The following is a 16,128-nucleotide window of genomic DNA, read 5'->3' as shown; positions in this document are numbered from 1 at the left end:
TTATGAAAAGAATTTCTCAATTGATTGCTATTCTTATACTGACAACACTGGTACTGACAGGGTGCGGCGGGCAGCAAGCTCAACCCACTCCTTCCCCGGCCCAGGATGAGCCAAACCAACCAAAGGTTGAGAGTATTAAAATCTCCTATGTGAAACTACCACTTAATGTTCCTTCCATTGTGGAAAAGAAAATGGGATTATTTGAAAAAGAATTTGAACGGGATCATATACAAGTTGTCTTTCCGGAAATTACCGAAGGTCCAAAAATGACAGCCGCCCTTGCTTCTGGATCTTTGGATTTTTGCAATGCCCTGGGCGGAACTTCTGCCATACTGGCAGCAGCCAACGGCGTTGATCTAAAGATTATTGGTATGTACAGCAGAGCACCCAAGGCCTTTACCCTCATGGCCAAAGACCCCAGTATTCAATCTGTAGCCGACCTAAAGGGTAAAAAAGTTGCCGGTCCTAAAGGTACCATCCTGCACCAACTGCTTTTGGCCAGTCTGCAGGAAAATAACCTAAAAGCCGAAGACGTAGAATACATTAATATGCCCATACCTTCCGGCTTAACTGCCCTGCAATCGGGTAATGTCGCCGCCGCCCTTATTGCCGGCCCGGCGGTACCAGGTGCCCTGGCCAGCGGTGCCCGGATTATCACCACCGGAGAAGGTCTCTTGGATGCCACCATTGTTATAGCTGTATCCGGGGACTTTTACAAAAATCATCCCGATCTGGTGCAGCGCTATTTAAAGGTCCATGCAGAAAGTCTTCAATACATGAAAGATAAACCCGAAGAGGTTTATGCCATGGCTGCCGAAGAAACGAATATCTCCCTGGCAGACGTCAAGCAGATGTACGACTGGTATGATTTTAACCCCTCCATCACAGACAAGGATATCGAAGACCTTGAGAAAACCCAGGAATTTCTGCTACAAAACGATATGTTAACGAATAAAATCGATATTAAGGAACTCATTGTAACACCTTAATTAAAATAAAAAACAAACTCCCCTATCCTTAAATATCCCGCAGAAAGATAGAAGAGTTTGGCTATTTGGGGTCAGGCTTTCCATACTGTAAGCCTGACCCCAAAAAATTCCTGTTACTTTACTAATAATTTCACGTCTTATTGATTAGAAACAAAATAACCAACAACTAGGAGTTGATCCACTTGAAAAAAAAGTTATTTCCATTCGTTTTAAGTGCCCTTATGCTATTTCCTAACATCGGTTTTGGCCAAACTCATTTTACAGATGTTGCAGGCCACTGGGCTGCCAGCGAAATTGAAACCATTTACCAAAAGGGTTATCTAAAGGGCATTAGCAGTGATAAATTTAGCCCTAACACCCAAGTCAGCCGGACCGAGCTGGCCACTGCCTTGGATCGGATTTTTGAATTTAATTCCCATGATTTAAAAATTATCACCCAGGCTAACCCCAATCAGCCAGTGACCAGATTGGAAATTGCTAAAGCCATCAATGATTCATTTAAAGCCAAAAACCTAGGACTTATCACCACCCTAATGATGCCCGTCTATGAGGATACCTTAAATCTGTCCCAGGAAGACCAAAATATCATCGTCCTTATTTTTAACACAGGTATCATGAAAGGCAAGACTACTCAAAACTTTCATCCCCATGACAATGTTACCAGAGCAGAGCTAGCTGTTATTCTTAATCGAACACTTAATGCCAAACAATATGCTTTCCCCCTGAAAGAGGAATCGGACACTCAGCAAAAAACAGATCTCCGGGGTAAAATAATGGATATTACTACTGGTGAGGAAAATACCGAACTTTTTATTGAAGGTCCGATTGAAAAGGACACCCTGTATGATAAAGCCAGGGTGAGGATCACGGAAGAGACCCTATTTATGAAAGGGCCCTCTGAAATTTCACTGCAGGATCTTAAAACAGATTTAAACGTTGAAGTGGAATTTACTGGTCCGGTTACTAAATCCTACCCCGCCATTGGCACCGCTAAGGTTATTCGGGTTATAGAATAAGCCAAAAACTCGGGGTCAGGTTGCATTATGGCCGTTTCAATTTGCCATAACACAACCTGACCCCGACGATCCAATTTCCTTAAACTTTAAATTTTTGTACCATTGTATCAAGTTGACTGGCGATACCGGCAAGGGATTCTGCATTGGCAGACACTTCTTGCATAGAGGCAGTTTGTTCCTCTGTGGAGGCTGCGATGTTTTGAATACCTGAAGCCATTTGCTCAATATGGGACGTAACGCTTTCAATTTCTAGGGTCAGGCCTTGGACACCATTAATGATGTCCTTAAATTTATAGCCCACTTCTTGAACAACCACATTACCCGACTCAACTTCCTTTCTACTTTCTGCCATCGTATTTACTGCCCTCGTGGATTCGTTCTGAATGGCACTGACCAAACCGGATATCTCCTTCGCTGCCTGTCTGGATTGTTCTGCCAGTTTACGAACCTCATCCGATACAACGGCAAAGCCTCTGCCGTTTTCGCCCGCTCTGGCAGCCTCAATGGCAGCATTCAAGGCAAGCAGATTGGTCTGGTCTGCGATTTTGGTGATCAACTCCACGATATGGTTGATCTCTTGGGACTTTTTGCTAACCCCATCAACGGCCAGAGAAACATCTCTGGTAGTATGGGCGATGGTGTCCATTTGCTGAATTACCCGTTCAATACCTTGGTTGCCTTCGTTAGCGATGTTATTTGTTGAATTAGACACCCCCGCTACCCTTTGCATCGTGACACTGACCGTATCGACTGTGTTGGATATTTGGCCCATCGTGATGGCTGTTTCATTGGCATTCGTAACAACTTGGCTAGCCGCCGAGGTAAATTGAGAAGACATATTGGTTAGTTGGCGAGTATTTTGGCCAATGCCTTTGATGATGGAGCTAAATTGATCCAGCATTTTTTGATAGGCACCTGCCATGATACCCACTTCATCCTGTGACTTAACACTTACTTTATGATAGAGTTCCCCAGCGGCAACTTTATTACTGATTTGAGCCAACTCTTCCAGTGGTTTAGCCAGGGATTTAGAAAACAGGAAGATCAAGACAATCAAAATAATGCTTATTCCTAAACAAACAGCAATAATTCTTTGCTGTTGTTTTCCGATTTCCTGAGCAACTCCAGATTTTAGACTGTTCGTTGCTAACCCGATAATAAAATAATTGGCCTCATCCGGCACTACAACCTGCACAAATTCTTGGCCGTTTTTTTCGATGATCTCAGACTGTTCCTGATTCAGCTTTTCTGTTGGGAAAACTTCCAATTCTATCCCTGACGCAAGTTCAACCTTACCTTCCTTATTAACAACCATGACATAATCAACAATGTCCTTTTCAACCAGGTTATCAATAAAGGTTTTCATGCCCAGCTTCTCCTTAAGTTGGACAACCTTTTCTGCTTCCATACCAACCTGAACAATACCTGGTTGGTCGCTTCTACCGACTCCAACATATTTAAAATATTTATCGTCCAAATCTCGATTCATGGATGGTTGGGTAACAACTTCACCGGGCTTACCAATCAACTTGCGAAATTCACTGGCCTGAGCAGCGGGATCAGTGGGAAATACCCAGCCCGTCCCTGCATCCACATTCGTTAATGTTACAATACCCTTGGCATCTGTAATCCAAAACTCCCCAATGCCCGTTTGCTTAGCAATCTGCTTCAATCTTTCATTGGTAACCTTGCCTTGTTTTAATAGTTCATCCATTAAAAAGGCTTGGGCCATCATATCCTGATTTAGGATATCTTCCGCAATATGCTCGGCCTCCTTTGCCGTGTGTCCGTTATTAATTAGTACTTTGGAAATCGTTAAGGCCTGATCCTTAAAGGATGAGAACAACGCTTTTTCAGAATTTAGATAGGAAAAATACCCGATTAATGACCCACCAAGAAATAATAATAATGCTATCGTGGCAGTAAGTTTTGTTGAGATGCTATTTTTCATTTATGTTTTTCGGATATGTAAAACTGCAAAAACATAACCCAACACCTCCCTTTTGTTATTTCTTTAACTTGCAGTTTTAAAAACTACCAAAACTGGCGTTTTTATTAACCCAGCTCCTTCCTAAAAACAAACACCACCCTATCAGGGAAACCTAAAAGTGGCTTCATTCTGATTTTTTAAGATTTGTGTTATATTATGTAGACCTTTAATGGCAATTTTCCTTTGATGATATTTATTTGTATTTTACTAACTTTATCAGAAAATAAAATCTTTTTCATTTCTTTTTTTTTAATTTATTCTTAAAAATTTAAAAGCCAACCAGTCTCTAAAAAACCGTTGGCTTGGAAAAACTGCTATAGATAGGATTAGGTTTCTGCTTCAATCTGGTTATCTTAGGAATTTCTATATACTTCAACTTTGCAGCCATCGCCTAACACAGAGAGTATACCCCTTTAAGATGCTATAATTCAATGCCGCTTTTTAGAGATTTTGTGGGACAAACCTTGATACATTCTCCACATCTAATGCATTCTGGACTGTTAGGATTTTTCTGAACTTCTATATTCATCTTACATTTATCAGTACAAGCCCCACAACTGATACAATTTTTTTTATCCACTTGATATTTATAAAAACTAACTTTATTAAACAATGCGTAAAATGCTCCTAAAGGGCAGATATAACGGCAAAAAGGTCTGTATATACATATAGAAGCCATAATCACACTAATTAGTATGAATACCTTCCAGGCAAATAAATAACCTACGGACTGCCTTAGGGAGGGGTTCATTAAAACCAATGGTATTCCCCCTTCCAGGGTTCCCGCTGGACATATATATTTACAAAAATATGGAGGACTTATACCAAATTCATTCACTAAAAACATGGGGAGCACGATAACAAATAAAGCTAAAATAACATATTTTAAGTAGTTAAGCAGCCCATTCACTTTGTTAGGTATTTTAAATTTTCTAAAAGGTATTTTATATAACAAATCTTCAATAAAACCAAAGGGACATAACCAGCCACATATAAATCTTCCAAAGATTACTCCAAATAATAACATTAATCCAACAACATATAATGAAAAATTATATTTTATCGTTCCAATAACAGCCTGTAGAGAACCTATCGGGCAAGAGCCAATGGCTCCGGGGCAAGAATAACAGTTTAAGCCAGGAACACATATTTTCTTGATATTTCCTTTATAAATGGTGCCTTGTAAAAAACCACCTATATTGGCATTTGCTGTTATAGACGCAATCGCTTGCGTTATTGTTCTTCTAGCCAATTCCAATACACTCTAGACATATGTTTATTGCTTTCTTAAACACAACACCTACTTCATTTCTATGTACTCCCGCATATATTAACATCATGCTTATTCCTAAAATCCCATATTTCATTACCCCTCCAATTTTACAATTCTTAATTATAGCCATACATTCACATCCTACCTTTTTATTAAACATACCTCACCTGTCAAACAGGATGAGGTACGTACTTGTCCTATTTCATATTTTCTAATCTCTCTTGCAACTCTTTCTTATACCCTTCTTTATCCATGGAACCGATCTCTAAATCTCCAATAATATTTCCTTCACTATCAACAAATAGTGTTGTAGGCACTGCCACTATATTATTTAATAAGCTATTTACAATCTGTTCATCTGGAATAATATTCGTATATTTAACACCTGCCTTTGATAGAATTTTTCTGGCTAATTCTTCATTGTCTGAGTCTGGTGTATCCGAAACAATACCAATCACATTAATCTTATCGCCCTTAACTTCCTCATACAGCCTTTGCAGATCAGGCAGTTCCTCTATACATGGATTGCAAAAGGTAGCCCAGACATTTATCATCGTAAGCTTGCTGTCCTTAAAAATACTGCTGTTTATTTCTTTGTTATCTAGCGTTTTAGTTCTAAATTCAACTTTCTTATATTTGCTTAATTCCTCTTCCTTGGAAACAGGTCTAAATGTATTAATTAAACCTTTAAAAGCTTTAATTTCTCCATGTACTTCTTCATAGGCCTGCTTCGATTTTTCTGTTAAACCACGGGTGTTTGGCTTATTATTAAATAGTAAGTAAAATTCAAAATTCCCCTCTTTATCTAGTAAATCCTTATTTTCATATTTTGCGAATAGGTCTTTTTGAATTTCGCCTTCTGGCCTGCTTTTATCAAGAGTTACGATGGTACATACTTCTTTAAATTCCCTATATAAATCAATCAGGTTATCTTTTGCTTTTTGGATTTCCAGTTCATTTTTCGCTTCTAATTGCTTTTTCAGTTCCTTATCTAGGTTAATTCCTTTAGCATTCGTTTCATCCGATATGAAACGAATGTCTATCTGTCCTGTTATATTTTCTTCTGGCACAGATCTATAAATTTCTATATTTTTCCCCTGACTCTCTTTCCATTTATCAGGCAAATTAAATTCAATTCCATTTTCTATAAATTTCACATCTACAGTCCTTGCAGCATCCGTTTTGTTAGTTTGCTTTGAATTTTCTCCTGTAGATTGATTGCACCCAACTAAAGATATTAAAATTGCCCCTAATATTAAAACCGTTAACATTTTTCTTTTCATACTTAATTCCCCCGTAAATCTTTAATTATTTTTCATATAGAAACTCCCTCGCTAGGCAACGGATGCCAATCCATCGGGATAGATGGATCATGCACTCTTTATTTATTAGTGGTAACGCGGAGATGGGCAGTCCCCTTCTGAGGAAAACCGGAAATAACACAAAAGAACCGTCCGAGACCACTGAAAAAGTATCATTTTTCAAGAATTCACTCAATATATTGTGACTAAAACGCATGTTGAATCACAACATATTGTATAGGGTGAATTTTTAGGAGCACTTTTTCAGTGGTCTCGAACCGTCCCCTTGTGTTCTAAGGCAACTGATATTGTCAAATTCCGATACTAAACTCCTCTGCCGGATATTCAGCGGAGGAGTCGTATTATCTAAACACTTTAGACCGTTAAATTGGTAACGCAAGCAGGGGTTGTCCCCTTACGGTAAATTTTGGAATTTCCAGGGAGACATTCCGGAATTTACCCCGAGCAGACTATTCATATTTAAAATATATTTCGTCCCCGGAGTCATTTATACTATTATCTATGTTTCCACCTAGTGCTAAGACCTCGGATGTTATAGAATATTCGTAATCCCCATCAATAGATCCTGTAACAGTAACTTCTATAAATGAATCACTAGTTTTGGTAAATAACAGCCCCATCTCAACTCCTTCCGAAAGATTTCCAAGCAGATAATTAGTATCTTTTTTTATCTTACCGTCAGCAGTCATTATATGGTGATTGTATTTATTAACATCATCTGGTGGTTCTTCTATTTTAATGTAACTTGCACGTCTTATTTCTTTATCTATCAAGTTTTTTGCGAGACGAACATTTTCTTGAACTGCAGACTGGGTTGATGATATTTCAAAGGAACGAACCACATAGAAGTAAAATAAGTAACTTAATCCTATAACAATTAGAATCATTGCCAATGTTATCATTAACTCGATAATAGTAACTCCCTTTTTATTATCTACATAAGTAAATGTCCTCAATATAATCATGTCCTTTATTAATCATCAGTTTCAGATGATTTAGGTTGTAATATAAAAGACTCAAGCTTCACATGATATTTAGCCTCTTCGTAAAAAACTACAACAGTAACCTCATACCCCTCTATTTCACTACCGATTTCATCTTCTACCTCTTTATACTTTGCATCATAATAAAAGACATGCTCTTTAGTTTTTGATTCTTCGGTATATAAATCGTTAAAATCCTCACTTCCTACCCAATCAGCGTCCCCCTCTAAAGCCGCTATTCCTTGTTCGGGTTTCTTTGTAATAGCCACCTTATGGCCTATTCTGTCCGTTATTTCCATTGCAGTTGCAACAGCTTGGCTTTTTACACCCATAGTAAATATATTTGAAGTACTCCAACCTAGGAGATTTGTAAAAGCAACAACAATAATTGATAGAATTGTAATGGAAATCAGTACCTCAACCAACGTCATGCCTTTATTGGAAATTTGTTTTTTTATTAAACTTATAATTTTGTCCATTTTCCATTTACCTGCCAGTTTTCAATAGTTGGCTCATCAGGATCTTCATTAGGTTCTTCCTCTAAATCCCATTGTAGTTGATTAAAAAAATTTATGTTAAAGGAATCATCATAATAAATTCTAGAATTGCCATTCATTTTAATACTTTTAGAAATTACTACACCACTTATAGCGCCACTTCCGGTAACATTTAATAATGCATTTGGTGCATAAACTGCTCTTACATTTGCTTTTGCATCACCAGTCACACTTACAGAGTTTCCTCCAGTTATGATATGACCCTTTACTCCTCCCGAGCCACCAATTATAAAATTTGAGTTTAATGCATATATAGAACCAACATACTTAGTGTTACCACTAATATCAAAAGTTTGTTTTCCTAAATAATACATATAAACATCATCATAATTACCGTCATGATTTATTTTACTACTACCGCTTAATGTAAAAGTATCTTCTACAAACAGTATCACTCGACCTGAGCTGTTTTTATCATTTCTTTTTAATATAATCTTGCCATTATCAGTAACAGTTAAATTTCTAACTCTTATAATTATGTCCTCGTTGCCAACCACTATGGTCAACTCGTTTTCCACATTAATATTAGTGTACTTACCACTTCTGCTTATTTTATAGCCCCCAGGAGGTATAGGATACCAGCCTGCATTGATATCTTGTTCTTCTCTTAAATCAGGAGGAGGATCGGGGAAAATCGGTAAAGGGTAACTACGGGGAGAGGTCAAATTAACAATATTTCCTTCAGGAATATTTGTTACGGGACTACGGTTGTAACCATTAAATATAACTACCTTATCTTGATTCCATTTTGCACCTGGGCCAATGTATAAGTCTCCATCTCTTAACAAAGTGGAATATGCAAATATAACACTCTTGGGTAAGGTTGAATTCGTACCTGCGTTTCCATGTATTTCTGAACTACCACCTTCTCCATCTTTATCTGACAAGTCTATACCATTAAGCGCAAAATGCATGTCTAACCTTATTGGTATTTGACCATTGTTACCACCATCATTGTTATTATTGTCTTCAATTCCAATACTCTTTTTAAGATTACTTTTAGTAATTTCAAAAGCTAATTCATTCGATGCTGCCTGGGCACCCACTGCATTGCCTTTTCTTACAATACCAATTGAATTTATTGTAAAAGTTTCACCCTCATACTCTATAGTAAATTTTATGGAATAATCATCGGATGGAGTATCCGAAAAGGACGTATCACCAAGTTTTCCATAGAACTCCTTCTTTTTTGTCCAGTAATCTGAATCATCTATATGTTCCGTTATAAGACCAATGGCCATTTCAATACCCGATTTTGCGTAATAAAATGCTTGGGCACTTTCTTCGTCCCTTTCAACATGCAATGCTTCGGTAGTACTCGAATGCCATAAAGCAGCACCTGAAACTGATGCAACAAGAACGACAACTAAGGCAAAAATCATGGCCATTCCTTTTTCGTTTTTTAACATGCTTCAACACTCCTTTCCTTAGTTAGGTATATTCAACTCTCCGTTGATCTCTTATAGCCTCTTAAATTATCACTATTACATGTTACATATAAAATTTCCGTATCTGAACAATCCTTAATTTCTATGTTTTTCTGAGAGTCCCCTATTTGGTTCGCACCAATAAGCGGTATAAACCACTTGTACTTTTGTATTCTCTAATGAAGGTCAAAAACGAACTTTCCTGGGCTAACCGATGGTCTATCATTCCTCTTTAAGCACTATATCACTTACTGTTATAATATCGTATAGAAGTAGGTTTAACCACTATATCCTATGAAAATTATAAACTTTTATATTTTTATGACCATAGCATAATTCAGCTTCTACTAAGGCTCTTGCCCCTAGTAAACTCCTGCCAGATTTAGTAAAAGGAAATTGCTTCAGCAAATTTGACGCTTCAAACAAGAAACTCCCTCGTTGATCCAACGGGGGAGTATATAAGACGCTTTAATACGTTAAGTTGGTAACGCAAGTAGGGACAGACCCCCTTCTGGGGGGAATTGGAAGTCCTGGAGGGCTTCCGGTTCCTCCCACGAGCACGTGCACCAATCTCCCATTACTTAGCATGTGAAACAGTAACTGATCCTGTATCTGCTTTTATTGTTACTGAGTATGTTTTATTCCCATCTTTACCTGCAGTTGATTCAGGTGGAACTACTATTGCGCTAAGACCACCCTCGAGGTAAGGATCTAACTCACTAACAACAGTTAAATCAGTAGACGGCGGGCCAGCTTCTGTTACGTACATCATACCTGCCCCTTTTATAGTTCGTATGTTTGCTTCATCTGCACCGTCAGCAGCTCTTGTCGTTACTGTACCATAAATCGGTACTGCGATAGCAGACAAAATCCCAATAATAACCACAACCACCATCAATTCCACCAAGGTAAACCCTTTTCTATTCCTTAACATCTTCGCAATTTTCATCATCCAAATTCACCTCCTTTCGCAAAACATTTCCTATTTCTTATCAGAGTCCTTCTTATCCGAATCCCCCTGCGTAATCTCTTCCAACTTCATCTCCGTCACCAAATCCTTCAGCATCCTAATCTTATCCGGCGTCTCTTCTACCCACAGCACATGAATTGGTTCCGAGCTAGGTCCAAGGTTACGTGAAATATTCATGCTGCCAGAGGAAACACCGCTGATCTCGCTGAGGACATCCCGGGCTGAAACCAAGGCCTGGTGGGCATAATTCCCTTTGGCTGTTAGAATTGGTGCCCTGGTTCGCTTACGTGTACCGTCGATGCTGTTAAGAGCGGTTTTTACTTCGATTTCAATTTTTTTCGGGCAGATTACCATCAATTCATGGCCGTATCTATCACCATCAGTGGAAATGGTGATAACATCCTCAAACCCAAACTTCCCCAAACGAGCCGCAGCATCCGCTGCTACGACGTTAGTTAGCGTATAAACAAACCTAGCCTGCTGCTGCTCCAAAGGTTTCTCCTTGACATCTTCCACGTCTACATTGGCAATTAGTTCGTAAATTTTATCCAGGGCCTGGGCTGTGCCTTGGACCCAGATGATTTGAGGGTTGGTGTCTACGAGAATACTTTTGACCCCTTGTACACCGAGGTCAGCGATCATCTGTTGTACTTTATCGGTGGTAATATAATATGTATCAAATCTGGTTAAGATCATCTGGGTATAAAAATCTTTTTCCAGATCTGCCGGTGTGCCAACAATGAGAATGTTGCCGTTCTGTACATAGGCCAGACCCTGGGCTTGGATAAGCAGCTCAAAGGCTCCCTTGGGGGAGATGTTTTGGGCCTGGAAATCGATTGCGGTGGGTTCGGTGCCCAGGAGGATGATATTTACCCCCATTTTCATGGCCAGGGCAGAAAGGATATCCCTTAGGTCTGCTCCTCTGACATCAAGGGAGAATCCTCCTTGAATGACAGTGTCGGTGGCTGCCTCCGTGAAGGTGGGAAGGTCGTTATCCATTGTCTGGGGCAAGGGTGTTCCGTCTGCAAAGGAGTCACTTATATTAGCCGTATAAGAGAAAAATGTTAACATAAAAGTAAGCAATAATGTCTTTTTGATAACATGGATGTGTTTTAGGGGCATACTTCTCACCCTTCTGTTATTTCTATCTGTGAAAATTAACGTCTATGCGGCGGTTCCAGGCACTTAGGGTTCTGGGTTGACACCTGGTATTGATGAGAATATTACTATTGCTGTGGTTCAATCTTGGTGTCCCGTTCTGGTTCCTGTCCCGATTCCTTTTCCTGATCCTCGGATTTCTGCTTATCTGTATTTAATTTCTCTGTCTTGGTTCTGCCGCCAAATTCCAGGTACATTCTTTCTTCCTTGGACTTTAGCAGCACTAAATCCGGCCTTATTTCCTCCACAAATAACCCCTGGCTTATTTCTGTTCCGGGTTTGGCAATATAGGAGGTGTTGCCCAGCTCAATGATGGCCAGATTGGTTCCCCCGCCGCCGGTCATGATGCCCTTTAACTTCATTTTGCTGGCAAAGGGGTCCTTTATGGTTGTGGTCTGGTCAAGGGTTCTTTTTTCCTGGGGCAGGAAGGTGGACACAGGCAGTTTAGGATCGACAGTTGCCGGTGGGGAAACTGCTGTGGTTTGTCCTGTCTTGCCGGATTTTAGGACGTCCATATTGTACTTAACCAGATAGATACCACCGCACAGAAATACCAGCAGTAAAATTCCCCCCAGGGCAGCCCCTTTGTTTTTCTTGAAGTAGGGGAGAATGTCCTCAACCTTTGTTTCATTCAGCTTCTTCCATATTTGCCGAAAAAATTCTTTATTGATTTCTATGTCTTTCAGGCTTTTCTTCTGCATATATTTCCCCCCGGCCAATGAGCCAAGTTTTAGGTTGTTACATTACTTATTATTGGTGTAAAAGGTACAGGCAGATATCGCAATTTTGATCAAGGGTAAGTCAGGGTCAACCTTGGTGATGTTTATTCCCCTAACCTGAACGGCCCTGGGTCCCCTTTGAAGATCCTTTAAAAAGTAAATTAAGTCCAAATATTGTCCCTCAAGGGTCATATTAAAGGGCATTTCCACGTAATCTTTTTGGCTAGCATATTGGTCAAAGGAAACTTGCACCAGTTGCAGATCATGGCTGCTGGCTTTGATCTGTAAATCACCAATTAGCAAATCTTCCAATGGTTCCTCAGGCATAACCTGTGCCAATTTATCTATTTGTTCCTGCATATCAACTGCTTGGTTCTGAAGCTTTACCAGTGACTGAATTTGTACATTCGTTTGCGACAGGTTTTCCCCTAAGGCTGCGGCCTCCTGTCGGGCCTCGGTCAATGACATTAGCTGATGATGGATAAAGAATAGCATGAGGACACCGGCTATCATTACTAAAAAAATAGAAAGGTAATTTTTTTGTCCCTTTTTTTTCATAATTACTCACCCGCCCTTTGGCCGGCTGACTTTTTATCTTTGGGCTCTGCTAAAGAAGCCCTGATTTCAAAGGTGGTGAATATATCCCCGGCGTTTTCCCTCTCGGCTGTGGACTGTAAGCGAATATCCGTTAGCTGGGGGAACTTTGCCAGTTCCTTAAGCCAATTGGCCACGGCAAAATTATTTAAGGCATAGCCCCGGAGCATCACTTCCCCGTAGGATACCACTTGTTTTTCTTTGCTGGCTGCTTGATTTACATTCTCTGGAACCTTGCCCGCCACAGCCTCTGTCACTTGATTCACTTTATTTAACATTTCATTATCCTTGGTTTCATTCTTACCACTGTTTTTACTGAGGTTGGTTGAAAAATCCTCCAGCCAAATATTGGGCGGCAGATATAAGCCAATCCCCTCCAGCAGTGAAGGGTAGTCAGGCGAGGTGCCCATGGCTTTCTTAACACGGTTGTCCACCTGTTCTTTCTTGGCTTGAAGTTCTGCATAGGGTTTGAGAGTGGCTACTTGTTGTTCTAAAAGCATCTTTTGTTGCTGTAACTTCGCAATATCCCTATTAACTTTTTCCTTTGCTATTTGCAGCCCCACCGCTAGACAAATAAACAGCACGAAGATGACTGCGGCTAGCATCATTATTTTTTGCTGCTTTTTTCTTTGCTCTAACTGATACTTTATTTCTGGGGGTAGTAAATTTATCCTAATGTCCATCTACCTATGCCCCCAATCCTCGAAGAGCCAGACCTAGACAAGAAGCGAAGGCCGCATCTAGCTCGGGAAATCCTAGTCCATCACTTAGCAGAGTTTGCTGCAAATTTTCCAAAGGGTCCAACACCTCTACCGTTACCCCCAGTTCCTCTTGCAAGTGTGCCCCGAGTCCGGGAATTAGGGCCCCTCTGCCGCTGAGAATAACCGTTTCCACTGAACCAGCATCGGCCTGGGCCAAATAATAACTAACCGAGGAACGAATTTCATTGGCCAGAGTGGTACTCCAGTCCTCAGCAAGGCTATCGTTATACCCTTCCGAATCAGTATCCCTGGCTGCTGCCACCAGGGCACGGGTCGTTAGGTCTTGGTCTGCCAGAGACAAGTTAACTTCGTGGGCATAGGTCTGTAGGGAATGGGAGATTATTCTGGCAAAGTGCGGTATCCCTTTATTGATCAGTTGAATGGAGGTAAGACCATTGGCCAGGTCTACCAGAACCACGCTATCTGAAAGCTGTCCTTTGTTCAGGGTTCTTAGTAAGGCAAGGTAGGAAACATCCACCACTTTGGGCTGCAAATTGGCAGCCTCCAGGGTTCTTAGGCTGGTATCCAACAAATCTTTCCTCACACCGACCATTAGTACTTTTAACTGGGCGTTTTTTCCTCCTATATCTTCACCAAGAAGGGCATAGTCAAAAACCAGTTGGGTATTATCAATGGGAAAATATTCCCCGGCATGGAAGCGCAGCGCCTGAGTCAGTTTTTTGTCTGGTAGTTTGGGGAAATTCGTATAGCGCATAAAGACACCGTGATTGGTAATGCCCAACACCACTTCACGGCTGCTGATATTAAGCCTTTCCCATAAATCCTTGATGGCCTGGGCCACTGTTTGTACATCAACGACAATGCCATCTACCACAGCCTGGTCTGGTAGATCAATTTGCCCGGCTGTAACCAGTGCTGCGGAGCGCAGGGTTCCCTTTAACTCCACGACCCTAATGGTTCCGGTGTCTATTTCTAAGCCAACTGCATTGGCGGGTTTGAAAAATCTCATAGGATGACCTCTCTTTTTGTCATCAGCCTTCAGCTTTTTTGGTGTTTTTTCGGAAGCCATCTAGGCCATGAGCCTGAGGCATATTCAGCTCACGGCTTAATTAATAGACGTCGATTAGCCCACAGAAGTTACCACGCTAAATATTGGCAGATAAATGGCTATGACGATGGCTCCGATGGTAATGCCCACTATAATCAATAATAGTGGTTCCAGGATGGAGGAGAGGCCTTTGGTCATGGTGGCCACTTCTTCTTCGTAGAAATCAGCCACTCTGCCCAGCAGGGCAGACAGTTGACCCGTTTCCTCACCCACTGCAATCATATTTATGACCATGGGGGGAAAGAATTTGCTTTCCTTCAATGGTGTGGCAATGCTCTGCCCTTCTTGAATTCGGGTGCCTGTCAAGCGGATGGCCTCTGTTACCTGCCTGCTGCCGGAGGATGGCCCGGCGGATTCCAGGGCCTGCAAAACCGGGATACCGCCACCAAGCAGTGTCGCCAACATGCGACAGAAGCGGGCAATGGTGGCCTTTTTAAAAAGTTCTCCGAAAATGGGCAGTCGAAATTTAATTTCATCCCAGGTTTTACGGCCTAATTCACTGCCCAAATAGATTTTAATTCCCAGAATGGTCAGGACAAAACCCAAGGCATGAAGATACCAGTAGCTCCGCAGGGAATCACTGAATGCCACCACAATTTTAGTGGGCAGGGGTAATTCCATACCCGGGGGGAACATACCAATAAAAATTGGCACCACAAAAAACATCATGGCAATAATTACTAGAGCTGCGAAGGTTAGAACCACAGAAGGGTAAAAAGTAGCAGCCTTTAAACTATCTTTGAGCAGCTTATCCTTCTCCAGTTGGAGGGATAGCCTGGTTAAAATCTCGTTTAGGGACCCACTCAGTTCCCCGGCTTTGACCATTTCAATGTACATGTCGGAAAAAATATTTTTATGTGAACTTAAGGCCTCGGAAAAACTAATACCGCTCTCCACCTTAGCAGCCACTTCACCGGCACAATTGGCCAGCAAAGGGTTGCTGCTTTGCTCGCTGAGGGTATAAAGGCAACGGGTTAAAGGAATGCCTGCCGAAAGCATGGCTGACAGTTGGCGGCTGAAAAAGGCTAGTTCACCGATTTTAACTTTACGCCTGCCAAAGGAGGTTTTCAGAGCTGACTCCCTTAGTTCTTCCACTTCCAAGGGTGTGTAACCCATCTTATTGAGACGGGAAGCCACAGACCATTGGTCCTCTGCCTCTAATTTTCCTTCAATTAGGTTGCCAAGTTTATCCATTGCTTCGTAGGAATATAAAGGCATTTTTCCACCTGCTTTGTTTTTGGTTGGAAACTTTGTTCGACGGTGCCAGGCCCTTGCCCGCTTGTATGGTTAGCTTGATTTG

16 protein-coding genes are annotated in these 16,128 nt (G+C 40.9%); 2 read left to right on the top strand and 14 right to left on the bottom strand.

Going from position 1 to position 16,128, the window contains the following annotated elements; all coding sequences use genetic code 11:
* The first annotated feature begins 2 nt into the window (after positions 1-2).
* The gene (locus V6C11_RS11390) at positions 3-989 is read left to right on the top strand and encodes an ABC transporter substrate-binding protein (protein WP_333531284.1); all 987 of its coding nucleotides are present in this window, start codon (positions 3-5) and stop codon (positions 987-989) included.
* 182 nt (positions 990-1,171) lie between these two features.
* On the top strand, positions 1,172-2,005 hold the full coding sequence (locus V6C11_RS11385) for an S-layer homology domain-containing protein (protein WP_333531283.1): 834 nt from the start codon (positions 1,172-1,174) through the stop codon (positions 2,003-2,005).
* A gap of 79 nt (positions 2,006-2,084) precedes the next feature.
* Here V6C11_RS11385 and V6C11_RS11380 read toward each other — a convergent pair whose 3' ends face one another.
* From V6C11_RS11380 to V6C11_RS11315, 14 genes are all read right to left on the bottom strand, one after another.
* Positions 2,085-3,956, bottom strand: coding sequence for a methyl-accepting chemotaxis protein (locus V6C11_RS11380; RefSeq protein ID WP_333531282.1), 1,872 nt, complete (start codon positions 3,954-3,956; stop codon positions 2,085-2,087).
* Between the two features lie 460 nt (positions 3,957-4,416).
* Positions 4,417-5,247 carry a 4Fe-4S binding protein gene (locus V6C11_RS11375; protein ID WP_333531281.1) on the bottom strand — a complete coding sequence of 277 codons (831 nt, stop codon included), beginning with the start codon at positions 5,245-5,247 and terminating at the stop codon, positions 4,417-4,419.
* Entirely contained in the window at positions 5,240-5,398 is a 159-nt protein-coding gene (locus V6C11_RS11370; RefSeq protein WP_442886066.1) for a CD1871A family CXXC motif-containing protein, read from the bottom strand. The genes V6C11_RS11375 and V6C11_RS11370 overlap by 8 nt, the downstream gene beginning before the upstream one ends.
* A 67-nt stretch (positions 5,399-5,465) precedes the next feature.
* Positions 5,466-6,551 carry a TlpA family protein disulfide reductase gene (locus tag V6C11_RS11365; RefSeq protein ID WP_333531280.1) on the bottom strand — a complete coding sequence of 362 codons (1,086 nt, stop codon included), beginning with the start codon at positions 6,549-6,551 and terminating at the stop codon, positions 5,466-5,468.
* A gap of 488 nt (positions 6,552-7,039) precedes the next feature.
* Positions 7,040-7,546: a PilW family protein gene (locus V6C11_RS11360; RefSeq protein ID WP_333531279.1), complete on the bottom strand. Its 507-nt coding sequence runs from the start codon at positions 7,544-7,546 to the stop codon at positions 7,040-7,042.
* 17 nt (positions 7,547-7,563) lie between these two features.
* A complete protein-coding gene (locus tag V6C11_RS11355) occupies positions 7,564-8,052 on the bottom strand; it encodes a prepilin-type N-terminal cleavage/methylation domain-containing protein (protein ID WP_333531278.1) in 489 nt (162 codons plus the stop codon).
* Positions 8,037-9,539, bottom strand: a complete 1,503-nt coding sequence (locus tag V6C11_RS11350; RefSeq protein ID WP_333531277.1) for a DUF7305 domain-containing protein — start codon at positions 9,537-9,539, stop codon at positions 8,037-8,039. The genes V6C11_RS11355 and V6C11_RS11350 overlap by 16 nt, the downstream gene beginning before the upstream one ends.
* A gap of 595 nt (positions 9,540-10,134) precedes the next feature.
* Complete coding sequence (locus V6C11_RS11345) at positions 10,135-10,509, bottom strand: type II secretion system protein (protein ID WP_333531276.1); 375 nt, start codon at positions 10,507-10,509, stop codon at positions 10,135-10,137.
* 30 nt (positions 10,510-10,539) lie between these two features.
* Entirely contained in the window at positions 10,540-11,649 is a 1,110-nt protein-coding gene (locus V6C11_RS11340; protein WP_333531275.1) for a hypothetical protein, read from the bottom strand.
* A 104-nt stretch (positions 11,650-11,753) separates the two neighbouring features.
* Positions 11,754-12,386: a hypothetical protein gene (locus tag V6C11_RS11335; RefSeq protein ID WP_333531274.1), complete on the bottom strand. Its 633-nt coding sequence runs from the start codon at positions 12,384-12,386 to the stop codon at positions 11,754-11,756.
* A gap of 42 nt (positions 12,387-12,428) precedes the next feature.
* On the bottom strand, positions 12,429-12,962 hold the full coding sequence (locus tag V6C11_RS11330; RefSeq protein ID WP_333531273.1) for a type 4a pilus biogenesis protein PilO: 534 nt from the start codon (positions 12,960-12,962) through the stop codon (positions 12,429-12,431).
* A 2-nt stretch (positions 12,963-12,964) separates the two neighbouring features.
* On the bottom strand, positions 12,965-13,681 hold the full coding sequence (locus tag V6C11_RS11325) for a PilN domain-containing protein (protein ID WP_333531272.1): 717 nt from the start codon (positions 13,679-13,681) through the stop codon (positions 12,965-12,967).
* A gap of 4 nt (positions 13,682-13,685) precedes the next feature.
* Positions 13,686-14,729 (bottom strand): type IV pilus biogenesis protein PilM, encoded by a 1,044-nt coding sequence (pilM, locus tag V6C11_RS11320; protein WP_333531271.1) that lies wholly within the window; start codon positions 14,727-14,729, stop codon positions 13,686-13,688.
* A 114-nt stretch (positions 14,730-14,843) separates the two neighbouring features.
* A complete protein-coding gene (locus V6C11_RS11315; RefSeq protein WP_333531270.1) occupies positions 14,844-16,046 on the bottom strand; it encodes a type II secretion system F family protein in 1,203 nt (400 codons plus the stop codon).
* Positions 16,047-16,128: the final 82 nt, after the last annotated feature.

Origin of the sequence: Desulfotomaculum sp. 1211_IL3151, from assembly GCF_036763075.1 — a bacterium.
In the GTDB taxonomy this organism is placed as follows: Bacteria; Bacillota; Desulfotomaculia; order Desulfotomaculales; family Desulfotomaculaceae; genus Desulfotomaculum.
Note: the sequence above shows the minus strand (reverse complement) of the source record. Positions and strands in the feature narration are given on the sequence as shown.

Coding starts and splice junctions, on each gene's coding strand:
- V6C11_RS11355 (WP_333531278.1), bottom strand. CDS start 8,052: ATGGACAAAATTATAAGTTTAATAAAAAAACAAATTTCCAATAAAGGC.
- V6C11_RS11370 (WP_442886066.1), bottom strand. CDS start 5,398: ATGGCTATAATTAAGAATTGTAAAATTGGAGGGGTAATGAAATATGGG.
- V6C11_RS11390 (WP_333531284.1), top strand. CDS start 3: ATGAAAAGAATTTCTCAATTGATTGCTATTCTTATACTGACAACACTG.
- V6C11_RS11350 (WP_333531277.1), bottom strand. CDS start 9,539: ATGTTAAAAAACGAAAAAGGAATGGCCATGATTTTTGCCTTAGTTGTC.
- V6C11_RS11380 (WP_333531282.1), bottom strand. CDS start 3,956: ATGAAAAATAGCATCTCAACAAAACTTACTGCCACGATAGCATTATTA.
- V6C11_RS11315 (WP_333531270.1), bottom strand. CDS start 16,046: ATGCCTTTATATTCCTACGAAGCAATGGATAAACTTGGCAACCTAATT.
- V6C11_RS11345 (WP_333531276.1), bottom strand. CDS start 10,509: ATGATGAAAATTGCGAAGATGTTAAGGAATAGAAAAGGGTTTACCTTG.
- V6C11_RS11335 (WP_333531274.1), bottom strand. CDS start 12,386: ATGCAGAAGAAAAGCCTGAAAGACATAGAAATCAATAAAGAATTTTTT.
- pilM (WP_333531271.1), bottom strand. CDS start 14,729: ATGAGATTTTTCAAACCCGCCAATGCAGTTGGCTTAGAAATAGACACC.
- V6C11_RS11340 (WP_333531275.1), bottom strand. CDS start 11,649: ATGCCCCTAAAACACATCCATGTTATCAAAAAGACATTATTGCTTACT.
- V6C11_RS11330 (WP_333531273.1), bottom strand. CDS start 12,962: ATGAAAAAAAAGGGACAAAAAAATTACCTTTCTATTTTTTTAGTAATG.
- V6C11_RS11365 (WP_333531280.1), bottom strand. CDS start 6,551: ATGAAAAGAAAAATGTTAACGGTTTTAATATTAGGGGCAATTTTAATA.
- V6C11_RS11325 (WP_333531272.1), bottom strand. CDS start 13,681: ATGGACATTAGGATAAATTTACTACCCCCAGAAATAAAGTATCAGTTA.